The 22886-nt window shown below is 61.7% G+C and carries 22 protein-coding genes; 14 read left to right on the forward strand and 8 right to left on the reverse strand.

What is annotated here, in order from left to right; genetic code table 11:
• Positions 1-128 precede the first annotated feature (128 nt).
• The 5 genes from QM996_RS26345 to QM996_RS26365 all read right to left on the reverse strand — a co-directional run bounded on the left by QM996_RS26345 (position 129) and on the right by QM996_RS26365 (position 5741).
• A complete protein-coding gene (locus tag QM996_RS26345) occupies positions 129-1256 on the reverse strand; it encodes an S-(hydroxymethyl)glutathione dehydrogenase/class III alcohol dehydrogenase (RefSeq protein ID WP_334196853.1) in 1128 nt (375 codons plus the stop codon).
• Between the two features lie 91 nt (positions 1257-1347).
• Positions 1348-2277 (reverse strand): electron transfer flavoprotein subunit alpha/FixB family protein, encoded by a 930-nt coding sequence (locus QM996_RS26350; RefSeq protein ID WP_334196854.1) that lies wholly within the window; start codon positions 2275-2277, stop codon positions 1348-1350.
• Positions 2278-2301: 24 nt separating this feature from the next.
• Positions 2302-3051, reverse strand: coding sequence for an electron transfer flavoprotein subunit beta/FixA family protein (locus QM996_RS26355; RefSeq protein ID WP_334196855.1), 750 nt, complete (start codon positions 3049-3051; stop codon positions 2302-2304).
• 45 nt (positions 3052-3096) lie between these two features.
• The gene (locus tag QM996_RS26360) at positions 3097-3702 is read right to left on the reverse strand and encodes a dimethylsulfonioproprionate lyase family protein (RefSeq protein WP_334196856.1); all 606 of its coding nucleotides are present in this window, start codon (positions 3700-3702) and stop codon (positions 3097-3099) included.
• Between the two features lie 2 nt (positions 3703-3704).
• Positions 3705-5741, reverse strand: coding sequence for an oxidoreductase (locus tag QM996_RS26365; protein ID WP_334196857.1), 2037 nt, complete (start codon positions 5739-5741; stop codon positions 3705-3707).
• Between the two features lie 148 nt (positions 5742-5889).
• Between QM996_RS26365 and QM996_RS26370 the strand changes: the two genes are divergently transcribed.
• From QM996_RS26370 to QM996_RS26400, 7 genes are all read left to right on the forward strand, one after another.
• Entirely contained in the window at positions 5890-6519 is a 630-nt protein-coding gene (locus QM996_RS26370) for a TetR/AcrR family transcriptional regulator (RefSeq protein ID WP_334196858.1), read from the forward strand.
• 7 nt (positions 6520-6526) lie between these two features.
• A complete protein-coding gene (locus QM996_RS26375; RefSeq protein ID WP_334196859.1) occupies positions 6527-7327 on the forward strand; it encodes a pyrroline-5-carboxylate reductase family protein in 801 nt (266 codons plus the stop codon).
• Between the two features lie 66 nt (positions 7328-7393).
• A complete protein-coding gene (locus QM996_RS26380) occupies positions 7394-8395 on the forward strand; it encodes an ABC transporter substrate-binding protein (RefSeq protein WP_104663742.1) in 1002 nt (333 codons plus the stop codon).
• Positions 8396-8495: 100 nt separating this feature from the next.
• Complete coding sequence (locus QM996_RS26385; RefSeq protein ID WP_334196860.1) at positions 8496-9383, forward strand: ABC transporter permease; 888 nt, start codon at positions 8496-8498, stop codon at positions 9381-9383.
• Entirely contained in the window at positions 9376-10455 is a 1080-nt protein-coding gene (locus QM996_RS26390; RefSeq protein ID WP_334196861.1) for a quaternary amine ABC transporter ATP-binding protein, read from the forward strand. The genes QM996_RS26385 and QM996_RS26390 overlap by 8 nt, the downstream gene beginning before the upstream one ends.
• A 120-nt stretch (positions 10456-10575) precedes the next feature.
• Positions 10576-12561, forward strand: a complete 1986-nt coding sequence (locus QM996_RS26395) for an oxidoreductase (RefSeq protein WP_334196862.1) — start codon at positions 10576-10578, stop codon at positions 12559-12561.
• A 1-nt stretch (position 12562) separates the two neighbouring features.
• A complete protein-coding gene (locus tag QM996_RS26400; RefSeq protein WP_334196863.1) occupies positions 12563-13561 on the forward strand; it encodes an Ldh family oxidoreductase in 999 nt (332 codons plus the stop codon).
• Positions 13562-13827: 266 nt separating this feature from the next.
• On the opposite strand, the gene QM996_RS26405 is transcribed toward QM996_RS26400, so the two are convergent.
• On the reverse strand, positions 13828-14436 hold the full coding sequence (locus QM996_RS26405; protein ID WP_334196864.1) for a TetR/AcrR family transcriptional regulator: 609 nt from the start codon (positions 14434-14436) through the stop codon (positions 13828-13830).
• A gap of 100 nt (positions 14437-14536) precedes the next feature.
• Between QM996_RS26405 and QM996_RS26410 the strand changes: the two genes are divergently transcribed.
• Positions 14537-15259, forward strand: a complete 723-nt coding sequence (locus QM996_RS26410) for an NIPSNAP family protein (protein ID WP_500270398.1) — start codon at positions 14537-14539, stop codon at positions 15257-15259.
• A gap of 126 nt (positions 15260-15385) precedes the next feature.
• On the opposite strand, the gene QM996_RS26415 is transcribed toward QM996_RS26410, so the two are convergent.
• A complete protein-coding gene (locus tag QM996_RS26415; RefSeq protein WP_334196866.1) occupies positions 15386-16291 on the reverse strand; it encodes a LysR family transcriptional regulator in 906 nt (301 codons plus the stop codon).
• Positions 16292-16402: 111 nt separating this feature from the next.
• Between QM996_RS26415 and QM996_RS26420 the strand changes: the two genes are divergently transcribed.
• From QM996_RS26420 to QM996_RS26430, 3 genes are read left to right on the forward strand one after another with little or no spacing between them, the layout of a single operon-like run.
• Positions 16403-17254, forward strand: a complete 852-nt coding sequence (locus QM996_RS26420; RefSeq protein ID WP_334196867.1) for an SDR family oxidoreductase — start codon at positions 16403-16405, stop codon at positions 17252-17254.
• 37 nt (positions 17255-17291) lie between these two features.
• Positions 17292-18308 carry a zinc-dependent alcohol dehydrogenase family protein gene (locus QM996_RS26425; protein ID WP_334196868.1) on the forward strand — a complete coding sequence of 339 codons (1017 nt, stop codon included), beginning with the start codon at positions 17292-17294 and terminating at the stop codon, positions 18306-18308.
• An 18-nt stretch (positions 18309-18326) separates the two neighbouring features.
• Complete coding sequence (locus QM996_RS26430) at positions 18327-18779, forward strand: (R)-mandelonitrile lyase (RefSeq protein ID WP_500270399.1); 453 nt, start codon at positions 18327-18329, stop codon at positions 18777-18779.
• A 165-nt stretch (positions 18780-18944) separates the two neighbouring features.
• Here the strand turns inward: QM996_RS26430 and QM996_RS26435 are convergent, their stop codons facing one another.
• The gene (locus QM996_RS26435; protein ID WP_334196869.1) at positions 18945-19832 is read right to left on the reverse strand and encodes a LysR family transcriptional regulator; all 888 of its coding nucleotides are present in this window, start codon (positions 19830-19832) and stop codon (positions 18945-18947) included.
• Between the two features lie 92 nt (positions 19833-19924).
• On the opposite strand from QM996_RS26435, the gene QM996_RS26440 reads away from it, so the two are divergent.
• The 3 genes from QM996_RS26440 (at position 19925) to QM996_RS26450 (ending at position 22862) form a co-directional block, all read left to right on the forward strand.
• Positions 19925-21172: an MFS transporter gene (locus QM996_RS26440; protein WP_334196870.1), complete on the forward strand. Its 1248-nt coding sequence runs from the start codon at positions 19925-19927 to the stop codon at positions 21170-21172.
• Position 21173: 1 nt separating this feature from the next.
• Positions 21174-21635: a cyclophilin-like fold protein gene (locus QM996_RS26445; protein ID WP_334196871.1), complete on the forward strand. Its 462-nt coding sequence runs from the start codon at positions 21174-21176 to the stop codon at positions 21633-21635.
• 99 nt (positions 21636-21734) lie between these two features.
• Entirely contained in the window at positions 21735-22862 is a 1128-nt protein-coding gene (locus QM996_RS26450) for an alpha/beta hydrolase (RefSeq protein WP_334196872.1), read from the forward strand.
• Positions 22863-22886 lie beyond the last annotated feature (24 nt).

The following is a 22886-nucleotide window of genomic DNA, read 5'->3' on the forward strand; positions in this document are numbered from 1 at the left end:
AAGGCTGGGCATGGGCTTCTCCTCCTTTTGGCCGGCGCTGAATGCCCGGCGGTTCACTGGTATCGCCGGCCGCCGGCGCGGCGGCGCGAGACAGGCATTTTCCGTCTGCAGCCGGGGTTGCTCCCGGTTCAGTAGAGCACCACGCCGCGGATGCTTTCGCCGGAATGCATCAGGTCGAAGCCGTTGTTGATGTCTTCGAGCGCCATGGTATGGGTGATCATCGGGTCGATCTGGATCTTGCCCTGCATGTACCAGTCGACAATCTTCGGCACGTCGGTGCGGCCGCGCGCGCCACCGAAGGCGGTGCCCATCCACTGACGACCGGTGACGAGCTGGAACGGCCGGGTGGAGATCTCCTGGCCGGCGCCGGCGACGCCGATCACCACCGACTTGCCCCAGCCGCGGTGGGCCGATTCCAGCGCCTGGCGCATCACCTTGGTGTTGCCGGTGCAGTCGAAGGTGTAGTCGGCGCCACCGATCAGGTCGCCATTGCGTTTCGTCATGTTGACGAGATAGGGCACGATGTCGGCGCCAACCTCCTTGGCGTTGACGAAGTGGGTCATGCCAAACTTCTCGCCCCATTGCTTGCGGTCCGGATTGATGTCGACGCCGATGATCATGTCGGCGCCGGCGAGCCTGAGGCCCTGCAATACGTTGAGGCCAATGCCGCCGAGACCGAAGACGATCGCGGTCGCGCCGATCTCCACCTTGGCGGTGTTGATGACCGCACCAATGCCGGTGGTGACGCCGCAGCCGATGTAGCAGATCTTGTCGAACGGCGCCTCCGGGTTGACCTTGGCGACCGCGATCTCCGGCAGCACCGTGTAGTTGGCGAAGGTCGAGCAGCCCATATAGTGGTGGATCTTGTCCTTGCCGATCGAGAAGCGCGAGGTGCCGTCCGGCATCAGGCCCTGGCCCTGCGTCGCGCGGATCGCGGTGCAGAGGTTGGTCTTCTGGCTCAGGCAGGAATAGCATTCACGGCATTCGGGCGTGTAGAGCGGGATGACGTGATCGCCCTTCTTCACGCTCGTGACGCCCGGGCCGACGTCGACGACGATGCCGGCACCCTCATGGCCGAGGATCGCCGGAAACAGGCCTTCCGGATCGGCGCCGGACAGGGTGAAGTCGTCGGTGTGGCAGATGCCGGTGGCCTTGACCTCGATCAGCACCTCGCCGGCCCGCGGGCCGTCGAGCTGAACCGTCATGACCTCGAGCGGCTTGCCGGCCTGAACGGCAACGGCGGCGCGTACATCCATCGTCGGATCCCTTTACATTGTTGGCTTAATCAACTGAGAGGCCGGCCGCATTTCGACCAGCCGGCTGTCAAATCGGATGGCTTGGAACGCTTCAGAAAGCTTTCTGCAATTCCGGCAGGGCGTCGAAGAGATCGGCGACGAGGCCGTAGTCGGCGACCTGGAAGATCGGCGCCTCCTCGTCCTTGTTGATCGCAACGATGACCTTGGAGTCCTTCATGCCGGCGAGATGCTGGATCGCACCGGAGATGCCGCAGGCGATGTAGAGATCGGGCGCGACCACCTTGCCGGTCTGGCCGACCTGCCAGTCGTTCGGGGCGTAACCGGCATCGACCGCGGCGCGCGAAGCACCGACGGCGGCACCGAGCTTGTCGGCGACCGGCAGGATGACTTCCTGGAACTTCTCCGAGGAGCCGAGGGCGCGGCCGCCGGAGATGATGATCTTCGCGGAGGTCAGTTCCGGACGATCGGAGGACGACAGCGCGTCGGCGACGAAGGCGGAAACACCTGGGTTGGCGGCCGCCGCAACGCTTTCGATCGCAGCCGAACCGCCTTCGGCAGCGGAGGCGAAGGCGGCGGTGCGCACGGTGATGACGCGCTTGGCCTCGGTCGTCTGCACCGTCTGGATGGCGTTGCCGGCATAGATCGGCCGCAGATAAGTGTCGGAAGAGACGACCTCGATGATCTCCGAAACCTGAGAAACGTCGAGCAGGGCGGCAACGCGCGGCATGACGTTCTTGCCGACCGAGGTCGCGGCGGCGACGATCGTGTCGTAGCTGCCGGCAAGCGAGACGATCAGCGCCGCCAGCGGCTCGGCGAGGTTGTTGGCAAGCGAAGCATCGTCGGCGACGAGCACCTTCGAGACGCCGGCAAGCTTGGACGCCTGTTCGGCCGCCGTCTTGGCGCCGGCACCGGCGACCAGCACATGCACATCGCCGCCGATCTTCGCGGCGGCGGTCAGCGCCTTGGCGGTCTGGTCGGAAAGGTGGTTGCTGTCGTGGTCAGCCAGAAGAAGAATGGCCATCGTTTTGTACTCCCTTTCCTGAACTTAGAGGACGCCGGCTTCGGTCTTGAGCTTCTCGACGAGCTCGGCGACCGACTTGACCTTGATGCCGGCCTTGCGGCCCGACGGCTCCTCGGTCTTCAGCACCTTGAGGCGGGCTGAAGTGTCGACGCCGAAGTCGGCCGGCGACTTCTTGTCGAGCGGCTTCTTCTTCGCCTTCATGATGTTCGGCAGCGAGGCGTAGCGCGGCTCGTTCAGGCGCAGGTCGGTGGTCATGACCGCCGGCAGCTTGATGTCGATCGTCTGCAGACCGCCGTCGACTTCGCGGGTGACGGTCGCCTTCCCATCGCCGATCTCGACCTTGGAGGCAAAGGTCCCCTGCGCCCAGCCGAGCAGGGCGGAGACCATCTGGCCGGTCTGGTTCGAATCGTCGTCGATTGCCTGCTTGCCGACGATGATCAGGCCCGGCTGTTCGGCCTCGGCGACACCCTTGACGATCTTGGCGACGGCGAGCGGCTCGACCTGGTCTTCGGTCTCGACGAGGATGGCGCGGTCGGCGCCCATGGCGAGCGCGGTCCTGAGCGTCTCTTCGGCCTTGGCCGGACCGACGGAAACGACGACGACTTCACTCGCCTTGCCGGCTTCCTTCAGTCGCAGCGCCTCTTCGACCGAGATTTCGTCGAACGGGTTCATCGACATCTTCACGTTCGCAAGCTCGACGCCCGAACCGTCTGCCTTCACGCGGATCTTGACGTTGTAGTCAACCACCCGCTTCACCGTCACAAGTATTTTCATCGCAAACCTTCCTCCCGCGCCCGGTCGTGCCCGAACGCCTTTTCGTCAATGTCTCGGTCGATCCGGCAACAACGCCCAGAAGGCGAACAACGGCTTTTCACCCGAACGCATAGCGTGTCGAATGCCGGGCGGATTGTAGAAAGAACCGCCAACCCCTGGCGAAAACCATTCGGAATCGCCGTGCTGAAACTCCCCCTCCGACAGGACGAGGTATGTTTCCTCCGGGGCGTGGTCGTGATCAGGATAGCGCACGCTTGGCGCCATCAGCGTCGCTCCAAGCCAAAGGTCCCTTCTATCCTCCAAGCCGCCGGGCCCAACAATCATCGTATTGGCATGGCTCATCAGGAAATTCTCGCTGGCTGTAGCGTCGTAGACCGAGCGCCACTTCCATTCGAGCATCGGTTCAAGCGACGCAAAGCGTTCGATCAGCGCGTCCAACGACGGCCGCCCGGTCTTCGTCACGAGAACGCCATCGAGATAGCGGCCGCAGACAGGGAGGCGCTTTGCAATGTCCGAACGCAGCGGCTGCGGTGCTTCGAGCTGGGCGAAGATCTTCATGATCGACTGACGTGCTCTGAGGTCCTGCGCGAACTGGTCGAAAGCCACAAAAGCCGCGTCCAGAAAAGCCTGCAGGGCGTCGATCCGCGCCATCGTCACAGATCCTTGGCAAGACGCAGCGCATCGTAAATGGCCGCGTGCGTGTTGCGGGCCGCGACCGCGTCGCCGATCCGGAAGAGTTGGTAGGCACCTTCCAGATTGCGTTCAACGGATTGCGGCGCGCCAGAAACGAGCGCGTCATAGGAGACTTCGCCGAGGTTCCTCGAGCCAGGTTTCAGTTCGAAATAGAGGTCGTCGAGCGGAATGGTGCCGTGGTTGACGACGATCTGATCGAAGCTCTGTTGCTTGGCCACACCGCCATAGTCACTGCCGATGTGGGCGATGATCTGATTGCCGCTCTTCTCGGCCGCCTCCAACCTGTAGGTTACGGTGAAGGTCACGTCGAGTTTCTGCAGCGAGCGCATGTAGGGAACGAGGTTCATCGCCATGACTTCCGGCGCGAACGAGCGATCCGGCGTCATGATCTCGACCTTTGCTCCCGCCTTGGCGAGGAACTCCGCAGCCTGGAGCCCGGCATGGTCGCCGGCGTCATCGAAGACGAGCACGTTGGTTCCAGGCTTCACATCACCCGAGATGATGTCCCAGGAGGAAACGACAAGCTCGTTGCCCTTCGACAGCACCTCTGTATGTGGCAGCCCACCCGTCGCGATGATGATGACATCCGGCTTTTCCGCCAGCACGGTGTCAGCTTCGGCCCAGCTATTGAAATGGAAGGTAACGCCGAGCTTTTCGCACTGGCTCATGCGCCAATCGATGATGCTGATCATTTCGCGGCGACGCTCGCTCTGGGCCGTAAGCCGGATCTGTCCGCCCGGATTGTTCGCGGCCTCGAAAACGACGACCTCATGACCTCGCTCCGCGGAGACGCGGGCCGCTTCAAGGCCAGCCGGGCCGGCACCAACGATCACGATCTTCTTGCGGACGGCAGCCTTCGGGATCCGATGCGGCATCGTTTCTTCGCGGCCGGTCGCAGCATTGTGGATGCAGAAGGCCATGCCACCCTGATAGATGCGGTCAAGACAGTAGTTGGCGCCGACGCAGGGGCGAATATCATCCTCGCGCTTTTCCATGATCTTTCGCACGATATGCGGATCGGTCATGTGCGCACGCGTCATACCAACCATATCGACCTTGCCCGACGCGATTGCGTGACGCGCGGTTGCGACGTCTGGGATCTTGGCCGCGTGGAACGTCGGAAAGTTGGTTGCGGCGCGGATCTCTCCGGCGAAATCGAGGTGCGGAGAGTTCGCCATGCCCTGGATCGGGATCACATCGGTCAGCCCCGCATCCGTATCGATATGGCCGCGAATGACGTTCAGGTAGTCGATGAGACCGCTGTCGCGGAGGCGCTTCGAGATCTCGATGCCTTCGCTCGCTCCCGTCCCGCCGGGAAGACATTCGTCGGCCGTGTAGCGAACACCGAGAATGAAGTCGTCCCCCACCCTTGCGCGCATGGCCTTGAAGACGTCGAGACAGAAGCGCAGGCGATTGTCGAGTGAACCACCGTAGGGGCCATCGAGTTCGTTGGTGAGCGGCGAGGTGAACTGGTCGATGAGATGGCCATAGGCTTCCAGTTCCACGCCATCCATGCCGCCGGCCTTCATGCGTTCGGCGGCGTCGGCGAAGTCCTTGATGATGCGTTCGATATCCCAGTCTTCGATCTTCTTCGGAAATGCGCGATGAGACGCTTCGCGATGGTGAGAGGGTGCAACGACCGGCAACCAGTCGCCCTTGTCCCAGCGGGTGCGCCTGCCAAGGTGCGTGAGCTGGATCATGATCGCCGCGCCCTCTTCATGCACGGCGTCGGTCATCTGCCTGATCCACGGCACGATCTCGTCCTTGTAGGCGAGCAGGTTGTTGAAGACTGGAGGGCTGTCTTTCGAGACTGCCGCAGAGCCGGCGGTCATCGTCAGCGCCACGCCCCCCTTCGCCCGTTCAACCGTATAGGCGCGATAGCGTCCCTTCGGCATACCGTCTTCCGGATAGGCAGGCTCGTGCGACGTGACGATGATGCGGTTACGCAGGGTCAAGTGCTTCAACTGAAACGGCTGAAGCAGGGGATCGTTCGACATGCCACGGGCTCCGGTTTATGGGACTTCGATCGCGACGGTAAGCGGAAATGTACATATGTGTCAACAATCAAAAACACTAGAGTTTGGTAATTCGACATATATGTACATTTTGCTTGAACCAGCCCTTTGGATTTGTTAGGAGGCAATCATGGAACAGTCGATGAGTGACACTGGTTGGCGCGGTTCACAGGAGGGGTGGCTCGAAGCCGCTTACGACTCCCTGCTCGAGTCGGGCGTGGATTCGGTGAAGATCCTGCCGTTGGCCAAACGGCTCAATCTTTCCCGGACCAGCTTCTATTGGTTCTTCAAGGACCGCGAGGAACTGTTGAACGCTCTTATCGCGCGCTGGAGGGAGAAGAATACGGGCAATCTCATCAAGCAGTCCGAAGCCTATGCGGAGTCGCTGGCCGAGGCGATGCTGAACGTTTTCGACTGCTGGGTGAACAAGGATCTGTTCGACTCCCAGTTCGAGTTCGCCGTTCGCAGCTGGGCACTGCAATCGCCCGAGATACTGGCCGAAGTGCAGCAGGCCGATCAGGCGAGAATGGAGGCGCTGGGCCGCATGTTCATGCGGTTCGGCTATGAGGCGGGACCGGCGGACGTTCGCGCCCGAACGACCTATCTCGTTCAGATCGGATACATCTCGATGCAGTCCAAGGAAGACCTCGCGCTCCGTATGAAGCGCATTCCGGAATACATCGCGATCTACACCGGACAAACGCCGCAGCAAAGGGAGCTCGACCGCTTCTTTGCCCGGCACGGCTACAAACCAGAGTGAGAGAAGCATGGAAGCGGGCGGACCTTTGAGGGTTGGCATAATTGGAGGTGCCGGCTGGCTGGGCGGGGCAATCGCCGAAGCCATTCTCGATGCCGGCATTGCCGAGCCTCAAAATCTGTCGCTCTCCTATCGCAGTGAGCGGCCGAACCGTTTCGACCGCTCGTTCTGGACATCCGACAACCAGGCCCTTGCCGACCGCTCAGATGTTATCGTTCTCTCCGTCCGCCCGGCCGACTGGCCCAGCCTGAACGTCGATGCCGAAGGCAAGCTGCTCATCTCCGTCATGGCAGGCATCCGCCTGAGTGCTCTTGGTGCGCGACACCGGACGGGCCGCGTGGTCCGTGCCTTGCCGAATGCGGCGACCGAAGTCCGCAAATCCTTTACGCCATGGATCGCCGCGGCCGATGTGCGGGAGGATGATCGGTCGATCATACGGGCGATCTTCGACGCCTGCGGCTCTCAGGATGAAGTGCGTTCAGAGGCGGAGATCGACTATCTGACCGGCCTCACCGGCTCGGGTCCCGCCTTTCCGGCGCTTCTTGCCGAAGCGATGATGGCAGACGCCATCTCGCATGGCCTGGCGCCCGAGATCGCCAAGCGTGCCGTCAACACCCTTATCGTGGGTGCGGGCAGGTTACTGGAACAACGGGACGAATGTCCCGCCGAAACGGTCCAGACCTTCCTCGACTATCGCGGCACCACCGCGGCAGCGATCGAGGAAATGCGCGCGGCCGGATTTGGCGCCGCCGTTTCGCGCGGATTGTCGGTGGCATTCAGGAAATCGGTTCGCATGGGAGACGCCTCCTAGCGCCGTAGGAGCGGGCTCCGCGGCATCCCGCTCCAACAGAAGAAGCCGCCAAAAGAGGGAACGATAATGAAAAGCTTGCTTGCATCGACATGCCTGTTCCTTGGAACCGTCGCCGGTTCGTCGCTCGCCAATGCTGCGGACTGTGGCAGCGTCACCATCGCCAGCATGAATTGGCAAAGTGCCGAGGTGATTTCCAACCTCGACAAGATCATTCTCAATGAAGGTTATGGCTGCAGCGCCGAAATCACCATCGGCGACACCGTCCCGACCATCACATCGATGGCAGAGAAAGGCGAACCCGATATCGCGCCCGAGGCCTGGATCGACCTGCTTCCCGACGTGGTCAAGAAGGGAACCGAGGAGGGCCGTATCGTAAAGGTCGGCTCGCCGCTTCCCGACGGCGGCGTCCAGGGCTGGTGGATCCCGAAATACTTCGCCGACGCCCATCCCGACATCAAGAGCATTCCCGACCTCTTGAAGCATCCCGACCTCATCAAGGACCCTGAAGACCCGAGCAAGGGCGCGATCTTCAACGGCCCGCAAGGCTGGGGCGGCACGGTCGTGACCGCGCAGCTCTACAAGGCGTTTGAAGCGGAAAAGGCCGGCTGGACGCTGGTCGACACCGGATCTGCGGCAGGTCTCGATGGTTCGATCGCAAAGGCCTACGAACGCAAGGAAGGCTGGGTCGGCTACTACTGGGCACCGACTGCTCTGCTCGGCAAATACGAGATGGTACAGCTCGAAGCCGGCGTCCCCTATGATGCGGCTGAGTGGAAGCGTTGCATCACGGTTGCCGAATGCACCGACCCCAAACCCAGCGCCTGGCCGGTCGATACGATCGTGACGCTCGTCGCCAAGCCCTTCTCGGAAAAGGCCGGACCGGAGGTCATGGAGTATCTCAACAAGCGCTCCTGGAGCAACGAGACCATTGCCAAGCTCATGGCCTGGATGACCGACAACCAGGCAAGCGGCGAAGAAGGTGCCAAGCACTTCCTCGAAGAAAACCCGGATATCTGGAAGAAGTGGGTTTCGCCTGAGGCCGCCACCAAGATCGAGGCTGCGCTGTAACCAGCACTGCCGAACCCGATGCGGCGTGCTTCTGCACGCCGCATCGTTCATGCCGACATAACGACAAGAACGCATCGGCTCTTTCGAGAAGGGGAACCGAATGGACTGGTTTTATCAATTTCCTAGCATGGACGACAACGCGCTTCGAGACCTGAAGAAGGCCATCGACGAGACGTTTCGCGGCTTTACGCGCAGCTACGGAGACCTGATCGAGGGTTTCTTTGCGCCACTGCAGCATTTTCTGATCGCCGCCGAGCGGTTCATGACCAAGACACCTTGGCCGATCATCACCCTCCTGATCCTGGCCATCGCCTGGGCAGCGACCAGAAGCCTGCGGATCGTCGTCGGCTGTCTCGTGACGCTGCTGTTGATCGGTTACTTCGACATGTGGGACGATACGATGCGGACGATCTCGATGATCTTCGTCTGCACCGTGCTGTCGATCGCGATCGGACTGCCGATCGGCATTCTGATGTCGCGCTCCGACAGGGTCCAGCGGGTCGTCAATCCCGTGCTCGACGTGATGCAGACTATGCCGAGCTTCGTCTATCTGATCCCCGTCGTCATGCTGCTCGGCATCGGCAAGGTTCCCGGCCTGATCGCCGTCGTCATCTACGCCATCCCGCCGATGATCCGGCTCACCAATCTCGGCATTCGCCTGGTCGACAAGGACGTGCTGGAGGCGGCCGATGCCTTCGGCGCCGACAACAGGCAGAAGCTCTTCAAGGTGCAGCTCCCTCTTGCGCTTCCGACCATCATGGCCGGCATCAACCAGACCATCATGATGGCGCTGGCCATGGTCGTCATCGCGTCGATGATCGGCGTCCAGGGTCTTGGCCAGCCGGTGCTGAAGGCGATCGCCAACCAGTACTTCACGCTCGGCATCTTCAACGGCCTTGCCATCGTCGGTATCGCCATCATGTTCGACCGGGTCAGCCAGGCCTATGGCGAACGGCTCCAGAAGCACCGGGAGGTGGTCCATGGCTGACCATGCTTTCGGCGGCATCGCGATCCGCCATCTCTACAAGATCTTCGGGCCGAACGCTGAGGCTCATGTCGAAGCGGTCCAGAACGGCCTGAGCAAGGCCGAACTCAACGAGCGCCACGGACATGTGCTCGGCCTTCGCGACATCAATATCGAAATGCCGTCGGGCTCCATCCAGGTCATCATGGGGCTTTCCGGCTCGGGCAAGTCGACGCTCATCCGCCATATCAACCGGCTGATCGACCCGACGGCCGGCGAAGTCCTGGTCGACGGCGTCGATGTGGTGAAGATGCCTGAAATGGAGTTGCGGGAATTCCGCCGCCACCAGACGGCAATGGTATTCCAGAAGTTTGCGCTGCTTCCGCATCGCAGCGTGCTCGACAACACGATCTTCGGCCTCGAAATCCAGGGCGTGTCGCGTGCGCAGAGCACCGACACCGCCATGCGGTGGCTGGAACGAGTCGGTCTCAAAGGCTTCGAGCAGAAATATCCCAATCAGCTCTCCGGCGGTATGCAGCAGCGCGTCGGCCTTGCCCGGGCGCTTGCCAACGACGCACCGGTTCTGCTGATGGACGAGGCCTATTCGGCGCTCGATCCGCTGATCCGCACGGACATGCAGACGGTGCTCCTGGACCTGCAGAAGGAGATCAAGAAGACGATCGTCTTCATCACCCACGATCTCGACGAGGCGCTCAGGCTCGGCGACCAGATCGCCATTCTGCGAGACGGCGAGGTCATCCAGCAGGGGTCAAGCCAGGACATCGTGCTGAGACCCGCCGACGATTATGTCGCCAACTTCGTGAAGGAGGTAAACCGCGGGCGTGTCGTGCATGTCGAGGCAATCATGACGCCATTCGGCGCGACCACCGTCGACAGCGGACCGCGGATTGCCGCCGATCTCACGATCGAAGAGGCGGTGCGCACGCTCGCGTCGGCGCCCGAAGGCGACATCACCGTCGTCGATCCTTTGGGCAAGCCTCTCGGCGTCGTCACGTTCCGTCAGTTGGCGGGTGCGATGGTCAATGCGCATCAAGCGAACGATCGTACAATGGCGATCGCAGCCACTGCAGCGTGACACAGGCGACCGCCGCAATATGTCTCCCCTCCGGGCGGACGGTTCTCCGCCCGGAAAAGCGTAAGGGTGGCCGAAGCGCACCCATTCCAGTCCCGATCCCCTTCCGTCCGGAGTTGCGCCATGTCCAAGAAGTTTCCCCGGCTGTTCTCCCCTCTCAAATTACGCGTCCATACCCTGAAGAACAGGATCGTCTTCGGCGCCCACACGGCGAACATGGCGGTCGAGGGCCTGCCGACCGAACGCCATGCCGCCTATTACCGTGAACGGGCAATCGGCGGGGCGGCGATGATCGTCGTCGAGCCCATGCCGGTGCATGCCGCAGCCGTTTTGACCCGCGGCAATTTCCGCCACTCCGACGATAGCGTTATCCCCCACTTCAGGAAGGTGGTCGAGGCGATCAAGGAACATGGGGCGGTTGCGATCCAGCAGCTCTACCACGTCGGCGCCCATGGAGATTCCGACAACTCCTTTCATCCGCATTGGTCGCCGTCGGGCGGGCCGAGCTATCACGACAGCGACGGCTCGCATCCGATGACCGAAGCGGAAATCCTGGAGACGATCGACGGCTTCGTCGAGGCGGCACGGCGCTGTCGGGATGCCGGCTTCGACGGCGTCGAGGTCTGGGCGGCCTATCTCGGCATGGTCGACCAATTCTGGACACCCTGGTGTAATCGTCGCGGCGACCAATGGGGCGGCTCGCTCGAAAATCGCACGCGCATGTCGCGGGAAATCCTGACGCGGATCAGGGAAGTCTGCGGCTCGGACTTCATCGTCGGCCTTGCCGTCAGCGACGAGCCGGACGTCAAAGTTGCACTTCAACGCGACGAACTTGCCGAGATCATCCGCCTGCACGACGAACTGGGCCTCATCGACTATGTCACCTGCGGTTCGGGCGGTTACCTTGATTTCTACAAGTTGATGCCCACGTTCCTTTACCCGGAGAAACTTGGCGCCGATCTCGCTTCGGTGCTGAAAGGCGTCGTCAAGAATGCCCTTGTGATCGCCGAAAGCCACATCCGCACCCCGGAAAACGCAGAAACGGTGCTTGGCGAAGGAGCAGCCGATCTCGTTTCGATCGTGCGCGGCCAGATCGCCGATCCCCATCTGGCGACGAAGGCGGGCGAGGATCGCCCTGATGATATTCGTGGCTGTATCTCGTGCAATCAGATGTGCTGGGGACGTCGATCGCGGGACTATTGGATCAGTTGTCTGATCAACCCATCCGTCGGCCGCGAGGCCGAATGGAACGGTGACCGTTTTCTGAAAACGAATGCTCCGAGGCGCGTTCTGGTGGTCGGCGGTGGTCCCGCCGGACTGGAAGCCGCTCGGGTGGCCGCGGAGCGTGGCCACAAGGTCGTGCTCGCCGAAGCATCGAGCCGTCTCGGCGGAAACTTCCTCTTGGCTGGGATGCAGCCGCGAAGGGCACAGATCCTCGATCTCGTCGCCTGGTATGAGCGCCAGCTCGAGAAACTCGGTGTAGAGGTTCGCGTGAACACCTATCTCGAGGCCGAGGACATCGAACCTTCCGAGTACGAACGGGTCATCGTCGCCACAGGCTCCTATTCGCCGGAGACCGGATTCCAGAAAGCGCTGCCGACGGTCGAGACAATGCCGGGCCTGGCGAAAGGAAACGTCTTCACGGTCGAAGCCATCATGGCGCGCCAGGCAAGGCCGGGCAAACGCGTCTTGCTTCTCGACGAAGGCGGAGGCTGGCGCGGCTGCGGCACCGCCTGGAAGCTTGCCGAGGAAGGCCACCTGGTGACGATCCTGACGCCCGATCCCTTCGTCGGCAAGGAGCTACAGAGAACCGCCGCCGACGTTCCCATGCGGCAGGCGCTAAGCAAGCTCGGCGTCGAATGGATCGTCGAAGCCAGCATCAGCGAATGGCACGGCAATGGCGCGACAATCGTCGATCACAACACGGGAGAACGCCGCTTCGTCGAAGCCGATGCGCTGGTCACGGCCACCACCAATTCGCCGGCCGACTGGCTGATGCCAGGCCTGGCAGCACGGGGTATTTCGCCCCATCAGATCGGCGATTGCGCGGCACCGCGCCAGGCGCCCTATGCGTTTTACGAGGGCCGGAAGGCGGGATTGGAGATCTGACATGGCGGATGAAGTGGGAATCGCCGCTGCGGAAGCGGAGGACCTTGCGCTCAGAGCATGCCTTGGCGCCGGCGCCAATCCGCAAAGTGCCCGCTCACTCGTCGACGCGACCCTTTCGGCCGCTCGCTTCGGCCCCGTCGCGGTCGGGTTTCCACATCTGGTGGACTATCTCAACAGTTTCCGTGACGGCCGTATCAATTGCGATCCGGCGCCGGTCGTCACGCGCCCCTTTCCCGCCTTTCTGGCATCCGACGCGGACCAAGGCATCGCACAACTCGGCTTTGATCTTGCTTTTCGAGACTTCGTCGACGCAGTACGCACTTTCGGGATCGCCCTGTTCAGCCAGAAGAACAGTTACACCACGGGCGAACTTGGCTACTACGTGCGCCGGCTTGCGCTGGAAGGATTGAGCAGTCTTGCCGCGACAAACGCGAATGCCATGGTTGTTGCAAAGGCAGGCGGGCCTGCCGTCTACAGCACGAACCCGATCGCCTTCGGGTTCCCACTCGGCGATGGCACCCCGCCACTGATCATCGATCAATCCTCCAGCGCCACCGCCTATGTCAACATCGCCGCCGCTGCCGCCGAGGGACGATCCATTCCCAGAGGTTGGGCGGTCGACGCAGAGGGCGCCGATACCGAGGACGCCGAAGAGGCGCTCGTCGGCGCCCTCCTACCCTTTGGTGGCCGCAAGGGCGCGAACGTCGCCCTTCTGGTCGAAATGCTGTCGGCCGGCCTCTCCGGCGGCTCATGGTCGCTGGACACGCCAAGCTTCAGAACAGGCGATGCCTCTCCCGCCGTCGGCCTGACGGTGATCGCGATGATACCGGGTCCGGCCGGGAGCGGCTACATCGCCCGCGCGCACGACCAGATCCGGCGGCTGGAAGAGCTCGGCGTTTACGTTCCAGGCGTCAGCGGCAGGCCGCCTCGCCCGACTGAACAACCTTTGCGAATGCCCCGCGCCGTCTTCGACGCGATTTGTCGTTTCGCGTCGACTTGAGGTGGTCCGGCGATTTGAAAGAGGGCGGAAATCTCTTCACGCCTCTACGAATAGCTGGCAAGCGGCTCGAACATCGAGCCGCGGCGTTATGCCGAGACCCGGCTGAGAGGGCGCACGACCCGCGCGGTTCCCACCGCCATCCCCGTTGGCGTCATCTATAGGTGCATGCGCCTCGAGCGGGCAAAGTAGGTGATTCTCCACCCCTCGCTTTCAGAGTCCAAGCGTGCATCACCATCAGTTCCATGTGTCAGCCGGTCGAAACCAAGTCAGGCGTATTTCGACGCGAGAAGGGCCGCAAGCTCTGCCTGACAGTTCTGGAGTGGGCGCGTGTCTTGATGGGCTTTTGCCATCGCCATGGCCCCCGAATAGGCGGCGATTATCAGGGTGGCGAGACGATCAGGTTGAATGCCGTCGACACGTTTTAGGCGAACATCCTCCTGAAATCGTGCCGAAAGCGCATCCTGCCAAGCAGTAAAGATGGCGCTGAGCGCCTCGCGCATCTCATGATCCTGCTTGGAAACTTCCATAGCCATGTTGTTGAGAGGGCAACCTGAGACGCAGCCATTGCGTGACAGTTCGCTGATGATGTTCGTGAAGACCTGATCAATCCCTGAAGGCGTATCGCTACAGGCGCGCAGCGGTTCGATCCACGTGCACTGTACCGCGCCGGCGACACGATCGCGGATTACCGCCAATCCGAGCTCGCGTTTCGCAGGAAAGTGGTGCGCCATCGCACCTCCCGACACCGAAGCCTTCTCGCGCAACTCCGACATTCCCGTCGCGAGGTAACCTTGCGTGACAAAGGCATCGTACGCCGCATCGACGATCCTTCGTCGCACGGCCTGAGGATCATTGGTTCTTCTATGTTCGATCATGGTCGTCTTCTGCAAAATACTCGATCAACATATCGCCTTGACAAAACAGGTCAATCATCCTGTTATCAAAACAGGACAATCGACCTGTTCTGGAGGCACTATGGAATCCCATGCCGTTTTCGAGCTCCGCCGCTACCGACTTCATCCTGGCGGAAGGGAACCTTTAATTGGACTGTTTGACAGGGAATTCGTCGAACCGCAGGAAGCGCTCGGAATGCGCATCGAAGGAGAATTCCGCGACCTTGACGATCCCGACGCCTTTGTCTGGGTTCGCTCCTTCGCGAACATGGAAACCCGAACGGAAGCGCTGGCAGGCTTTTATTCGAGCACGGTTTGGAAGGAACATGGGCCGTCCGCCAACGAGACGATGCTCAACTCGGACAACGTACTGCTGCTCAAGCCCGTTGCCGGCACACGGCCTTTCTCCGGCAACCAGCCTAGGGAACGGGAGCCCAAGCCAAGCAAAGGTCTCGTCACCGTAAACATCTGCTCGTTGGCCCCCAACGCGGAAGACGCGTTCGCCGCACACTTCATCGAGGAGGCACTGCCGACCCTGGAAGGCGCCGGAGCACGCGTCGTTGCGATTTTCATCACCGAACGCAGCGTGAACGGCTTTCCGAGACTTCCGGTCCGTGAGGGCGAGACGGTGCTTGTCTGGTTCGAACTGCATGAGGACGATGACAGTTTTTCTCGCCATAGAGCGCGATTGAGCAACGACGTGAAGTGGACCAATGAAGTCTATCCGCGAATGGACAGCCAGTGCTGGCGAAGAATCGAGGTTTCTCGCCTGACGCCAACGCCGCGGTCGCTTTGCGCCTGGTAGCGGCTGCCTGCGCTCTCTCCGGAACGGGGAGTGGCAAAACGCAGAAAACGCTTTCCGGCAGAAGAAGGCGCTCGTGAAGGAAATGCGAGCGCTCGACACGCAAGGCAAGGTCCGGTTTCGTGGATTTCAAACCGCGAGCTCCTCGCGGTAGCGCAAAGCCTCCACGAGAAGCGCGAAGGCAGGCGATGGCAGCCGGCGAGTTGGATAATAGAGATGGTAACCCGGAAAAGGTGGCGTCCATTCCTCGAGCACCCTGACCAGTTTCCCCTCCCGCACCAGCGGCTCCAGATGGTCGTCCGGCAGGCAGGTCAGCCCATGGCCGCTCAATGCCGCGTCGATGATCATCGGGACATCGTTCGAGATGAACTGCCCATCGACCCGAACGTTCAAAGGTCGCCCATCCTTCTCGAACTCCCAGGCATAAAGACCGCCGAGCGTGGGCAGGCGCAAGTTCAGGCAAACGTGTCGCGTCAGGTCATGCGGCGTCTCGGGCTTCGGATGGCGCTTGAAGTACGCCGGCGAGCCGGCGACGACCATGCGAAGGTCAGGCCCGATCCGAACGGCAATCATGTCCTTCTCCACCCGTTCACCGAGCCGAACCCCCGCATCGAAACGCTCAGCGACCAGGTCGACCAGCCTCTGCTCGATCGAGAGTTCGACCTTGATCTCGGGATAATCCGACATCAGGCGTTTCAAAGCCGGCAGGACGATGGTTTCGGCCGCATGCCGACTGGATGTGATGCGGATCGTGCCGCCCGGCCGCTGGCGCATGGCGCTCAAAGCATCGATCCGGCTGCGGATGTCGCTGAACGCCGGACGCAATGTTTCCAGGAGCTGCTCGCCGGCGTCCGTTGGTGAGACGTTGCGGGTCGTGCGCCTCAGGAGACGCACACCCATCCGCTCCTCCAGGCGGCGCACCGTGTGGCTGAGCGAGGATTGCGAGGTGCCGAGCTTTGCGGCGGCGCGTGTGAAGCTTCGCTCCTCCGCAACCGCCAGGAAGGCCATGAGGTCGCCGAGCTCGTCCCGTTTCATTTATGAATCCAGAATATAGGTTCATGCCGAACTTAGCATCTAATGGATTTCTGTATCCAGCGTTAACTTGTCAATGACCGGAACGAGCCGGAGGCATCACAAGGAAACGCCATGAAAGAGGTCGTCGTCGTCATCGGCGCCGGATTGATCGGGCAGGCCATTGCCCGCCGCGTCAGTGCCGGCAAACACGCGCTCCTCTCGGATCTTCGACAGGAGAATGCCGATCGCGCCGCCACGGTTCTGAGCGATGCCGGCTTCGACGTGAGTACGGACGTCGTCGATGTGTCGTCTCGAGCGTCCGTGCGGGCACTCGTCGAGGCTGCCACGCAAATCGGCAATCTCACCGGTGTCATCCATGCAGCCGGCGTTTCTCCCTCGCAGGCATCACCCGCGACCATCCTGAAGGTCGATCTCTACGGGACGGCGGTGGTGCTCGAAGAATTCGGCAACCGGATCGCGCCTGGCGGCTCCGGCGTCGTCATCGCCTCCATGTCCGGCCATCGCTTGCCCGCATTGACCAGTGACCAGGACAAGGTGTTGGCGACGACGCCTGCCGACGCGCTGCTCGACCTGCCGATGCTTGCGGCGGAACAGATCACCGACCCTTTGACCGCTTACCAGATCTCGAAACGCGGTAATGCCCTGCGTGTAGAGGCTGAGGCAGTCCGCTGGGGAAAGCGCGGCGCGCGGATCAATACGATCAGCCCCGGCATTGTCATCACGCCGCTTGCCAAGGACGAGCTAAAAGGTCCGCGTGGCGAAGGCTATCGCCGCATGATTGCTCTGTCGCCGGCAGGTCGCGCCGGGACGCCGGACGAGATTGCCAACCTGGCTGCGTTGCTGATGGGGCCCGACGGCGCCTTCATCACCGGCAGCGACTTCCTGATCGATGGCGGTGTCACCGCTTCCTACCGGTACGGCGAACTGGCGCCCCGAACCATCGATCCCGATCCACCCGCCTAGACACGATCCACCCGCTTAGACACAGGGATTATCACCAATGCGCGCAACCATTCTTTACGGTCCCGGCGACGTCCGGTGCGAAGAAGTGGCAGAACCTAAGATCCTGAAACCGACCGATGCCATCATCCGTCTATCCGCCACCTGTATCTGCGGCTCCGATCTTTGGCCGTACCGAGGCGCAAACGAGGTCAGCGCGCCGATGGCCATGGGCCATGAGTATTGCGGGATCGTCGAAGAGGTCGGCAGTGCGGTAAGGACCGTGCGGCCCGGCCAGTTCGTTGTCGGCTCCTTCTGCCTTTCGGACAACACCTGCCCGCATTGCCGCTTCGGCTTTCAGTCCTCCTGCGAGCAGCGCGAGTTCATGACGGGGGCACAGGCGCCGCTGGCGCGGGTCCCCTTGGCCGACGGAACGCTCGTCGCAACAACCGAGCTTCCTGCCGACGATCTGATCCCAAGCCTGCTTGCAACCTCGGATGTTCTCGGCACCGGTTGGTACGCAGCATTTGCCGCCGGCGTGCAGGAAGGCTCGACGGCCATCGTCGTCGGCGACGGCGCAGTTGGCCTCATGGGCGTTCTCGCCGCCAAGCACATGGGTGCGGCCCGGATCATCGCGATGAGCCGCCACAAGACCCGACAGGATCTCGCCCTCGAGTTTGGCGCAACGGACATCGTCTCGGAGCGAGGCGACGATGGCGTAGCCCGCGTCAAGGAACTGACCAACGGTGTCGGCGCGGAAGCGGTGCTCGAATGCGTCGGCACTCAGGAAGCGATGACGCAGGCGATGAACTGCGCCCGCCCCGGCGGCAGGATCGGTTTCGTCGGCGTGCCGCATGGGGTGCAATTCGACGGGCAGAACCTCTTCTTCGCCCAGAAAAGCCTTCTCGGAGGTCCCGCCCCTGTCCGCCGCTTCCTGCCTGACCTGATGGACCTCGTCCTCGACCGGAGCATTAACCCGGGCAAGGTCTTCGACCTGGAACTACCTCTTGCCGACGTTGCCGAAGGCTATCGCGCCATGGACGAACGCCGTGCCATCAAGACCCTTTTGCGAGTCTGACAGAACAAGGACATTTTCATGCAAAAAGCTGCTGCGAACGCCGGTCCCCCAAAAGCAATCGAGACGGAACTCAAGATCGTCAGGGCAAACTCCGCTCCGGCAAAGGGACCTGCGGACTATTTTACCGGAGAGGTGCAGATATCGGGTCATTACCAGGGCCAAACCCCTGCCCGGATCGGGGGCGCAACCGTCTCCTTCATGGCGGGCGCACGAACCGCATGGCATACGCATCCGCTAGGCCAGACCCTTTACATCGTTTCCGGCCGGGGCTGGGTGCAAAAGGAGGGTCAGCCGGCCGAGGCGGTCGGTCCGGGCGATGTCGTCTGGATCCCGCCGCTGGTCAAGCACTGGCATGGCGCATCCGCCAAGGAGGCGATGACCCACTTTGCCGTGGCCGAATCGCTCGACGGCAGCGTCGTCACCTGGATGGAAAAGGTCACTGACGAACAGTATCTTGCCGGACAGGAGTGACGTCGAAGACCCGAGATCGCGTCGGCATCTGACGGAGAAAAAGAACCTACTTAGGCTCTGGCCTCAGAACGCGGCCAGAGCCTGTTTGCGCGCGGCTTGACCTAAAAATGGACACCTGCCAAGCGGATTCATCTTCGTCCTTCCGAACCAATCAGACATCGGCGCTCAATGGCGCAGCGCGTCGACCACGATCTTGAACGCAGGCGAATTCTGCCGCCGGCTCGGGTAATAAAGATAATAGCCTGCAAAGGTCGGCGACCATTCGTCCAGCACCTGTACCAGGCTCCCCGAACCGATCTGTTCCGTAACGAGATCCTCGGGTATGTAGGCAATGCCGTAGCCGGAGACGGCAGCATCAACCATGGCATAGGACGTGTTGAAGGTGAGCTGACCATCGACACGAACCCGAAGCTCCCGGTCGTCTTTGGCGAACTCCCAAGCGTAAAGTCCGCCGGAACCGGCCTGGCGATGATTGATGCAATTGTGCCTGACCAGGTCCTGGGGCGCCTGCGGGGCCGGATGCCCGGCGAAATACTCAGGCGACCCCACAGCCACGAGCCGCCAGTCCGGCCCGATCCTGACCGCGATCATATCATTGTCCAGGCTTTCACCCAGCCGTACCCCCGCGTCGAAACGTTCTTCGACAATGTTGCGGAAGCCGTTGTCTCGGTTCAACTCCACCTTGATATCGGGATAGTTCAAAAGCAGCGGCCGCAGCTTTGGCCAGACGACGCTCTCCAAGGCGTGATCGGAGAGATTTATCCTGACCGTGCCCGACGGCTTGTCGCGGATCTCCATCAGCTCGTCGATTTCGGTTTCGAGTTCTTCGATGCGCGGAGCCAGAGAGCGTAGAAGCCGCTCGCCCGCCTCCGTCGGGGCGACGCTCCGCGTCGTGCGTGTCAGAAGCCGAAGGCCCATGCGGGCTTCGAGCTTTTTGATCGTATGGCTCAAAGTGGATTGCGAGGTGCCAAGCTTTGCCGCCGCCCTGGTGAAGCTGCGCTCTTCGGCGACAGAGAGAAACCAAAGCATGTCGTTCAGGTCCTGCCTCTTCACGGGTGGCCTCCGTCCAATTCATATCGGGTATCGATAAGTCCATCCGGATTGCAACGGCTAATCAAATTATCGGGAGCCGTTATCTTGGCGGCATGGAACGAAACAATCAGACAAAACACGTCGAAGCAGCGATCTTTACGAAGTCCCAGTCAGCGCTATGGGCACTGCCGGTCACAAACCGGGATCGCGCAACGGAAGCTTGGGGCGCCGTGCTGGCAATGGCGCTCTGCGTATCGGTGCTCATCGCCTCCGAGTTCATGCCGGTAAGCCTGCTCACGCCGATCGCCTCCGACCTTGGCGTGACGGAAGGCCGGATGGGTCAGGCGATCTCGATCTCGGGCATCTTCGCGGTGATCACCAGCCTCTTCGTTTCGGGATTGACCAGGCGGCTCGACCGCCGGGTGGTCGTCACGTCCTTTTCCTTGGTCCTGCTCGTCTCAGGAGGCATCGTCACCTTCGCGCCGAATTACGTGGTGCTGATGATCGGGCGCGCGCTTCTTGGTGTCGCCGTCGGCGGCTTCTGGTCGATGTCGACGGCAATCGTGATGCGGCTGGTCCGGGAAGACGCCGTGCCCAAGGGGCTGGCGATGCTCAACGCCGGCAACGCCATCGCGGCGACCATTTCGGCCCCGCTCGGCAGCCTGCTCGGCGATCACATCGGCTGGCGTGGCGCATTCTTCACGGTCGTACCGCTCGCCTTGCTCGCTTTGGTCTGGCAGTGGATGAGCCTACCTGCCCTGCCGCCACGCGGTGACGGGCAGTCGCGAAACGTCCTTAGCCTGCTGCGCCGACGGCAGGTCGCGCTCGGCATGTCCTCGATGCTATTCTTGTTCATGGGCCAGTTCGCGCTGTTCACCTATCTACGACCCTTCCTGGAGATGGTGACGGAATTACCGGTATCTTCGTTGTCGCTTCTCCTGCTTTTCATGGGGCTTGCGGGAGCGCTGGGAACCTATCTGATCACCGGCATGCTGAGGGCTCGCCTGTTCAGTATCTTGGCCGCGATACCGTTCCTGATGGCATTGATTGCCTTTGGTCTGATCATGCTGGGAACATTTTCGCTTGCCACCGCGGCTTTCCTGATCGCCTGGGGCCTGTTGGGCACTGCAGCTCCCGTCGGCTGGGGCACATGGCTCAGCCGCCACCTCGCCGACGATGCCGAAGCTGGTGGTGGACTGCAGGTTGCGACGATCCAGCTCGCCATCACCATGGGGGCGGCGATCGGCGGTTATCTGTTCGACACGGCTGGCTGGATGAGCACTTTCGCCTTCGCCGCCGCGTTGCTTGTCGGCTCTTCGGCCCTTGCCGTGGCGGCCTGGCACGCCGGCAGGAGAACCTAAGATGAACGCGAATGCGCCGAAAGCCACCCGACGGACAGTCCTTATGGGTGCCCTCGCGATCGCCTGCCTGGCGCCGGTCGCAAAGGCACAGAAGGGTAATGCCCCAGCAAGCGAGGAGCCCACGACCATGAAAGTCAGGATGACGTTCAACGGCCAGACGATGGTCGCGACCCTCTCTGACAACCCGTCGGCCAGGGACTTCGCGTCCATGCTGCCGCTCGACCTGAAGATCGACAACTACGCCGACAACGAGAAGGTCGTCTACTTGCCGCGCAAACTGACGGAACCGGCGAGCGGCCCATTCCACAACGAACGCCCCGGCGACCTCTGCTATTTCGCGCCCTGGGGCAACCTGGCGCTCTTCTATGGCGACTATCGCTATTCCTCCGGGCTGATCCGGCTCGGTCGATTTGATGACGGTATGGTACGCGGCGAATTTCCGATCCGTATCGAGCTGGTTTGACGCTGCTCCCCTCCCCGCAGTTGCGAAGCGTGTCCGGCGCAGGCGCCGGGTTTGTGCGACCGAATCCTTCAATGCAGCAATGAAAATGGAGATGCGACGATGAATAAGAAGCACGACAAGCCCGTCCCGAACGGCGATTTTCAGCTCGACCGGCGGCACCTGCTAAGGGTGACCGGCGCAGGCATCGCGGCACTTGGCGCATTCTCTGTTCTGGATGGCGGCTCTGTTCTCGATGGCGGCGTGGCCGCCGCCCAGGACATGTCGGAAGGAGCTGCAAATTTCTATACGAGCGACCGCGTTACTCTGCAAAAGATTGCTTTCAAGACCCAATACCAGATGACCGTGGCGGGAAATCTCTTCCTCCCGAAGACCCTCGACCCGAGCTCGAAGAGCCCGGCAATCATCGTTGGCCATCCGATGGGTGCCGTGAAGGAACAGAGCGCTAACCTCTATGCCACCAAGATGGCCGAACAGGGGTTCGTCGCCATGTCCATGGATCTGCCGTTCTGGGGTGAGAGTGAAGGTCAGGCCCGCAACCTCGTCTCGCCCGATATCTATGCGGAAGCCTTCAGTGCCGGCGTCGATTTCCTCGGCAGCCAGAGCTACGTTGACCGGCAGAGGATCGGCGGCATCGGCATCTGCGGCAGCGGTAGCTTCATCATCAGTGCGGCAAAGATCGATCCGCGCATCAGGGCGATTGCGACCGTCAGCATGTATGACATGGGTGCCGCCTTCCGCGACGCCTTGAACCACTCGCAGACCGTCGAGCAACGCAAGCAGTTCATCGCGACGGCTGCCGAGCGGCGCTGGGCCGAGTTCGCCGGCAGCGACACGCAGTACATGGGCGGCACCGTGCTCGAACTGAAGGCCGACACCGATCCAGTACAGCGCGAGTTCTACGATTTCTATCGTACACCGCGCGGAGAATTTACTCCGAAGGGCGCGACAAGTCAGACGACGACGAAACCCACGCTAACCAGCAGCGTCAAGTTCATGAACTTCTACCCGTTCAACGACATCGAGACGATCTCGCCGCGTCCCATGCTGTTCATCACGGGCGACCAGGCGCATTCCCGCGAGTTCAGCGAGGACGCTTACAAGCGGGCGGCGGAACCCAAGGAACTGTTTTGGGTGAAGGGTGCCGGTCACGTGGACCTTTACGACCGTCTCGACCTCATCCCGTTCGACAAGCTGACGGTTTTCTTCGACCAACACCTCGCAGCGTGACGAGCCTTAAACACGTCATGCGGT

Origin of the sequence: Sinorhizobium chiapasense (genome assembly GCF_045277575.1) — a bacterium.
Classification (GTDB): Bacteria; Pseudomonadota; Alphaproteobacteria; order Rhizobiales; family Rhizobiaceae; genus Ensifer; species Ensifer chiapasense_A.

What these genes read in the sequence shown, in the direction of transcription:
- QM996_RS26345 (WP_334196853.1), bottom strand. Translation starts at nt 1,256, where the DNA reads ATGGATGTACGCGCCGCCGTTGCCGTTCAGGCCGGCAAGCCGCTCGAG.
- QM996_RS26350 (WP_334196854.1), bottom strand. Translation starts at nt 2,277, where the DNA reads ATGGCCATTCTTCTTCTGGCTGACCACGACAGCAACCACCTTTCCGAC.
- QM996_RS26355 (WP_334196855.1), bottom strand. Translation starts at nt 3,051, where the DNA reads ATGAAAATACTTGTGACGGTGAAGCGGGTGGTTGACTACAACGTCAAG.
- QM996_RS26360 (WP_334196856.1), bottom strand. Translation starts at nt 3,702, where the DNA reads ATGGCGCGGATCGACGCCCTGCAGGCTTTTCTGGACGCGGCTTTTGTG.
- QM996_RS26365 (WP_334196857.1), bottom strand. Translation starts at nt 5,741, where the DNA reads ATGTCGAACGATCCCCTGCTTCAGCCGTTTCAGTTGAAGCACTTGACC.
- QM996_RS26370 (WP_334196858.1), top strand. Translation starts at nt 5,890, where the DNA reads ATGGAACAGTCGATGAGTGACACTGGTTGGCGCGGTTCACAGGAGGGG.
- QM996_RS26375 (WP_334196859.1), top strand. Translation starts at nt 6,527, where the DNA reads ATGGAAGCGGGCGGACCTTTGAGGGTTGGCATAATTGGAGGTGCCGGC.
- QM996_RS26380 (WP_104663742.1), top strand. Translation starts at nt 7,394, where the DNA reads ATGAAAAGCTTGCTTGCATCGACATGCCTGTTCCTTGGAACCGTCGCC.
- QM996_RS26385 (WP_334196860.1), top strand. Translation starts at nt 8,496, where the DNA reads ATGGACTGGTTTTATCAATTTCCTAGCATGGACGACAACGCGCTTCGA.
- QM996_RS26390 (WP_334196861.1), top strand. Translation starts at nt 9,376, where the DNA reads ATGGCTGACCATGCTTTCGGCGGCATCGCGATCCGCCATCTCTACAAG.
- QM996_RS26395 (WP_334196862.1), top strand. Translation starts at nt 10,576, where the DNA reads ATGTCCAAGAAGTTTCCCCGGCTGTTCTCCCCTCTCAAATTACGCGTC.
- QM996_RS26400 (WP_334196863.1), top strand. Translation starts at nt 12,563, where the DNA reads ATGGCGGATGAAGTGGGAATCGCCGCTGCGGAAGCGGAGGACCTTGCG.
- QM996_RS26405 (WP_334196864.1), bottom strand. Translation starts at nt 14,436, where the DNA reads ATGATCGAACATAGAAGAACCAATGATCCTCAGGCCGTGCGACGAAGG.
- QM996_RS26410 (WP_500270398.1), top strand. Translation starts at nt 14,537, where the DNA reads ATGGAATCCCATGCCGTTTTCGAGCTCCGCCGCTACCGACTTCATCCT.
- QM996_RS26415 (WP_334196866.1), bottom strand. Translation starts at nt 16,291, where the DNA reads ATGAAACGGGACGAGCTCGGCGACCTCATGGCCTTCCTGGCGGTTGCG.
- QM996_RS26420 (WP_334196867.1), top strand. Translation starts at nt 16,403, where the DNA reads ATGAAAGAGGTCGTCGTCGTCATCGGCGCCGGATTGATCGGGCAGGCC.
- QM996_RS26425 (WP_334196868.1), top strand. Translation starts at nt 17,292, where the DNA reads ATGCGCGCAACCATTCTTTACGGTCCCGGCGACGTCCGGTGCGAAGAA.
- QM996_RS26430 (WP_500270399.1), top strand. Translation starts at nt 18,327, where the DNA reads ATGCAAAAAGCTGCTGCGAACGCCGGTCCCCCAAAAGCAATCGAGACG.
- QM996_RS26440 (WP_334196870.1), top strand. Translation starts at nt 19,925, where the DNA reads ATGGAACGAAACAATCAGACAAAACACGTCGAAGCAGCGATCTTTACG.
- QM996_RS26445 (WP_334196871.1), top strand. Translation starts at nt 21,174, where the DNA reads ATGAACGCGAATGCGCCGAAAGCCACCCGACGGACAGTCCTTATGGGT.
- QM996_RS26450 (WP_334196872.1), top strand. Translation starts at nt 21,735, where the DNA reads ATGAATAAGAAGCACGACAAGCCCGTCCCGAACGGCGATTTTCAGCTC.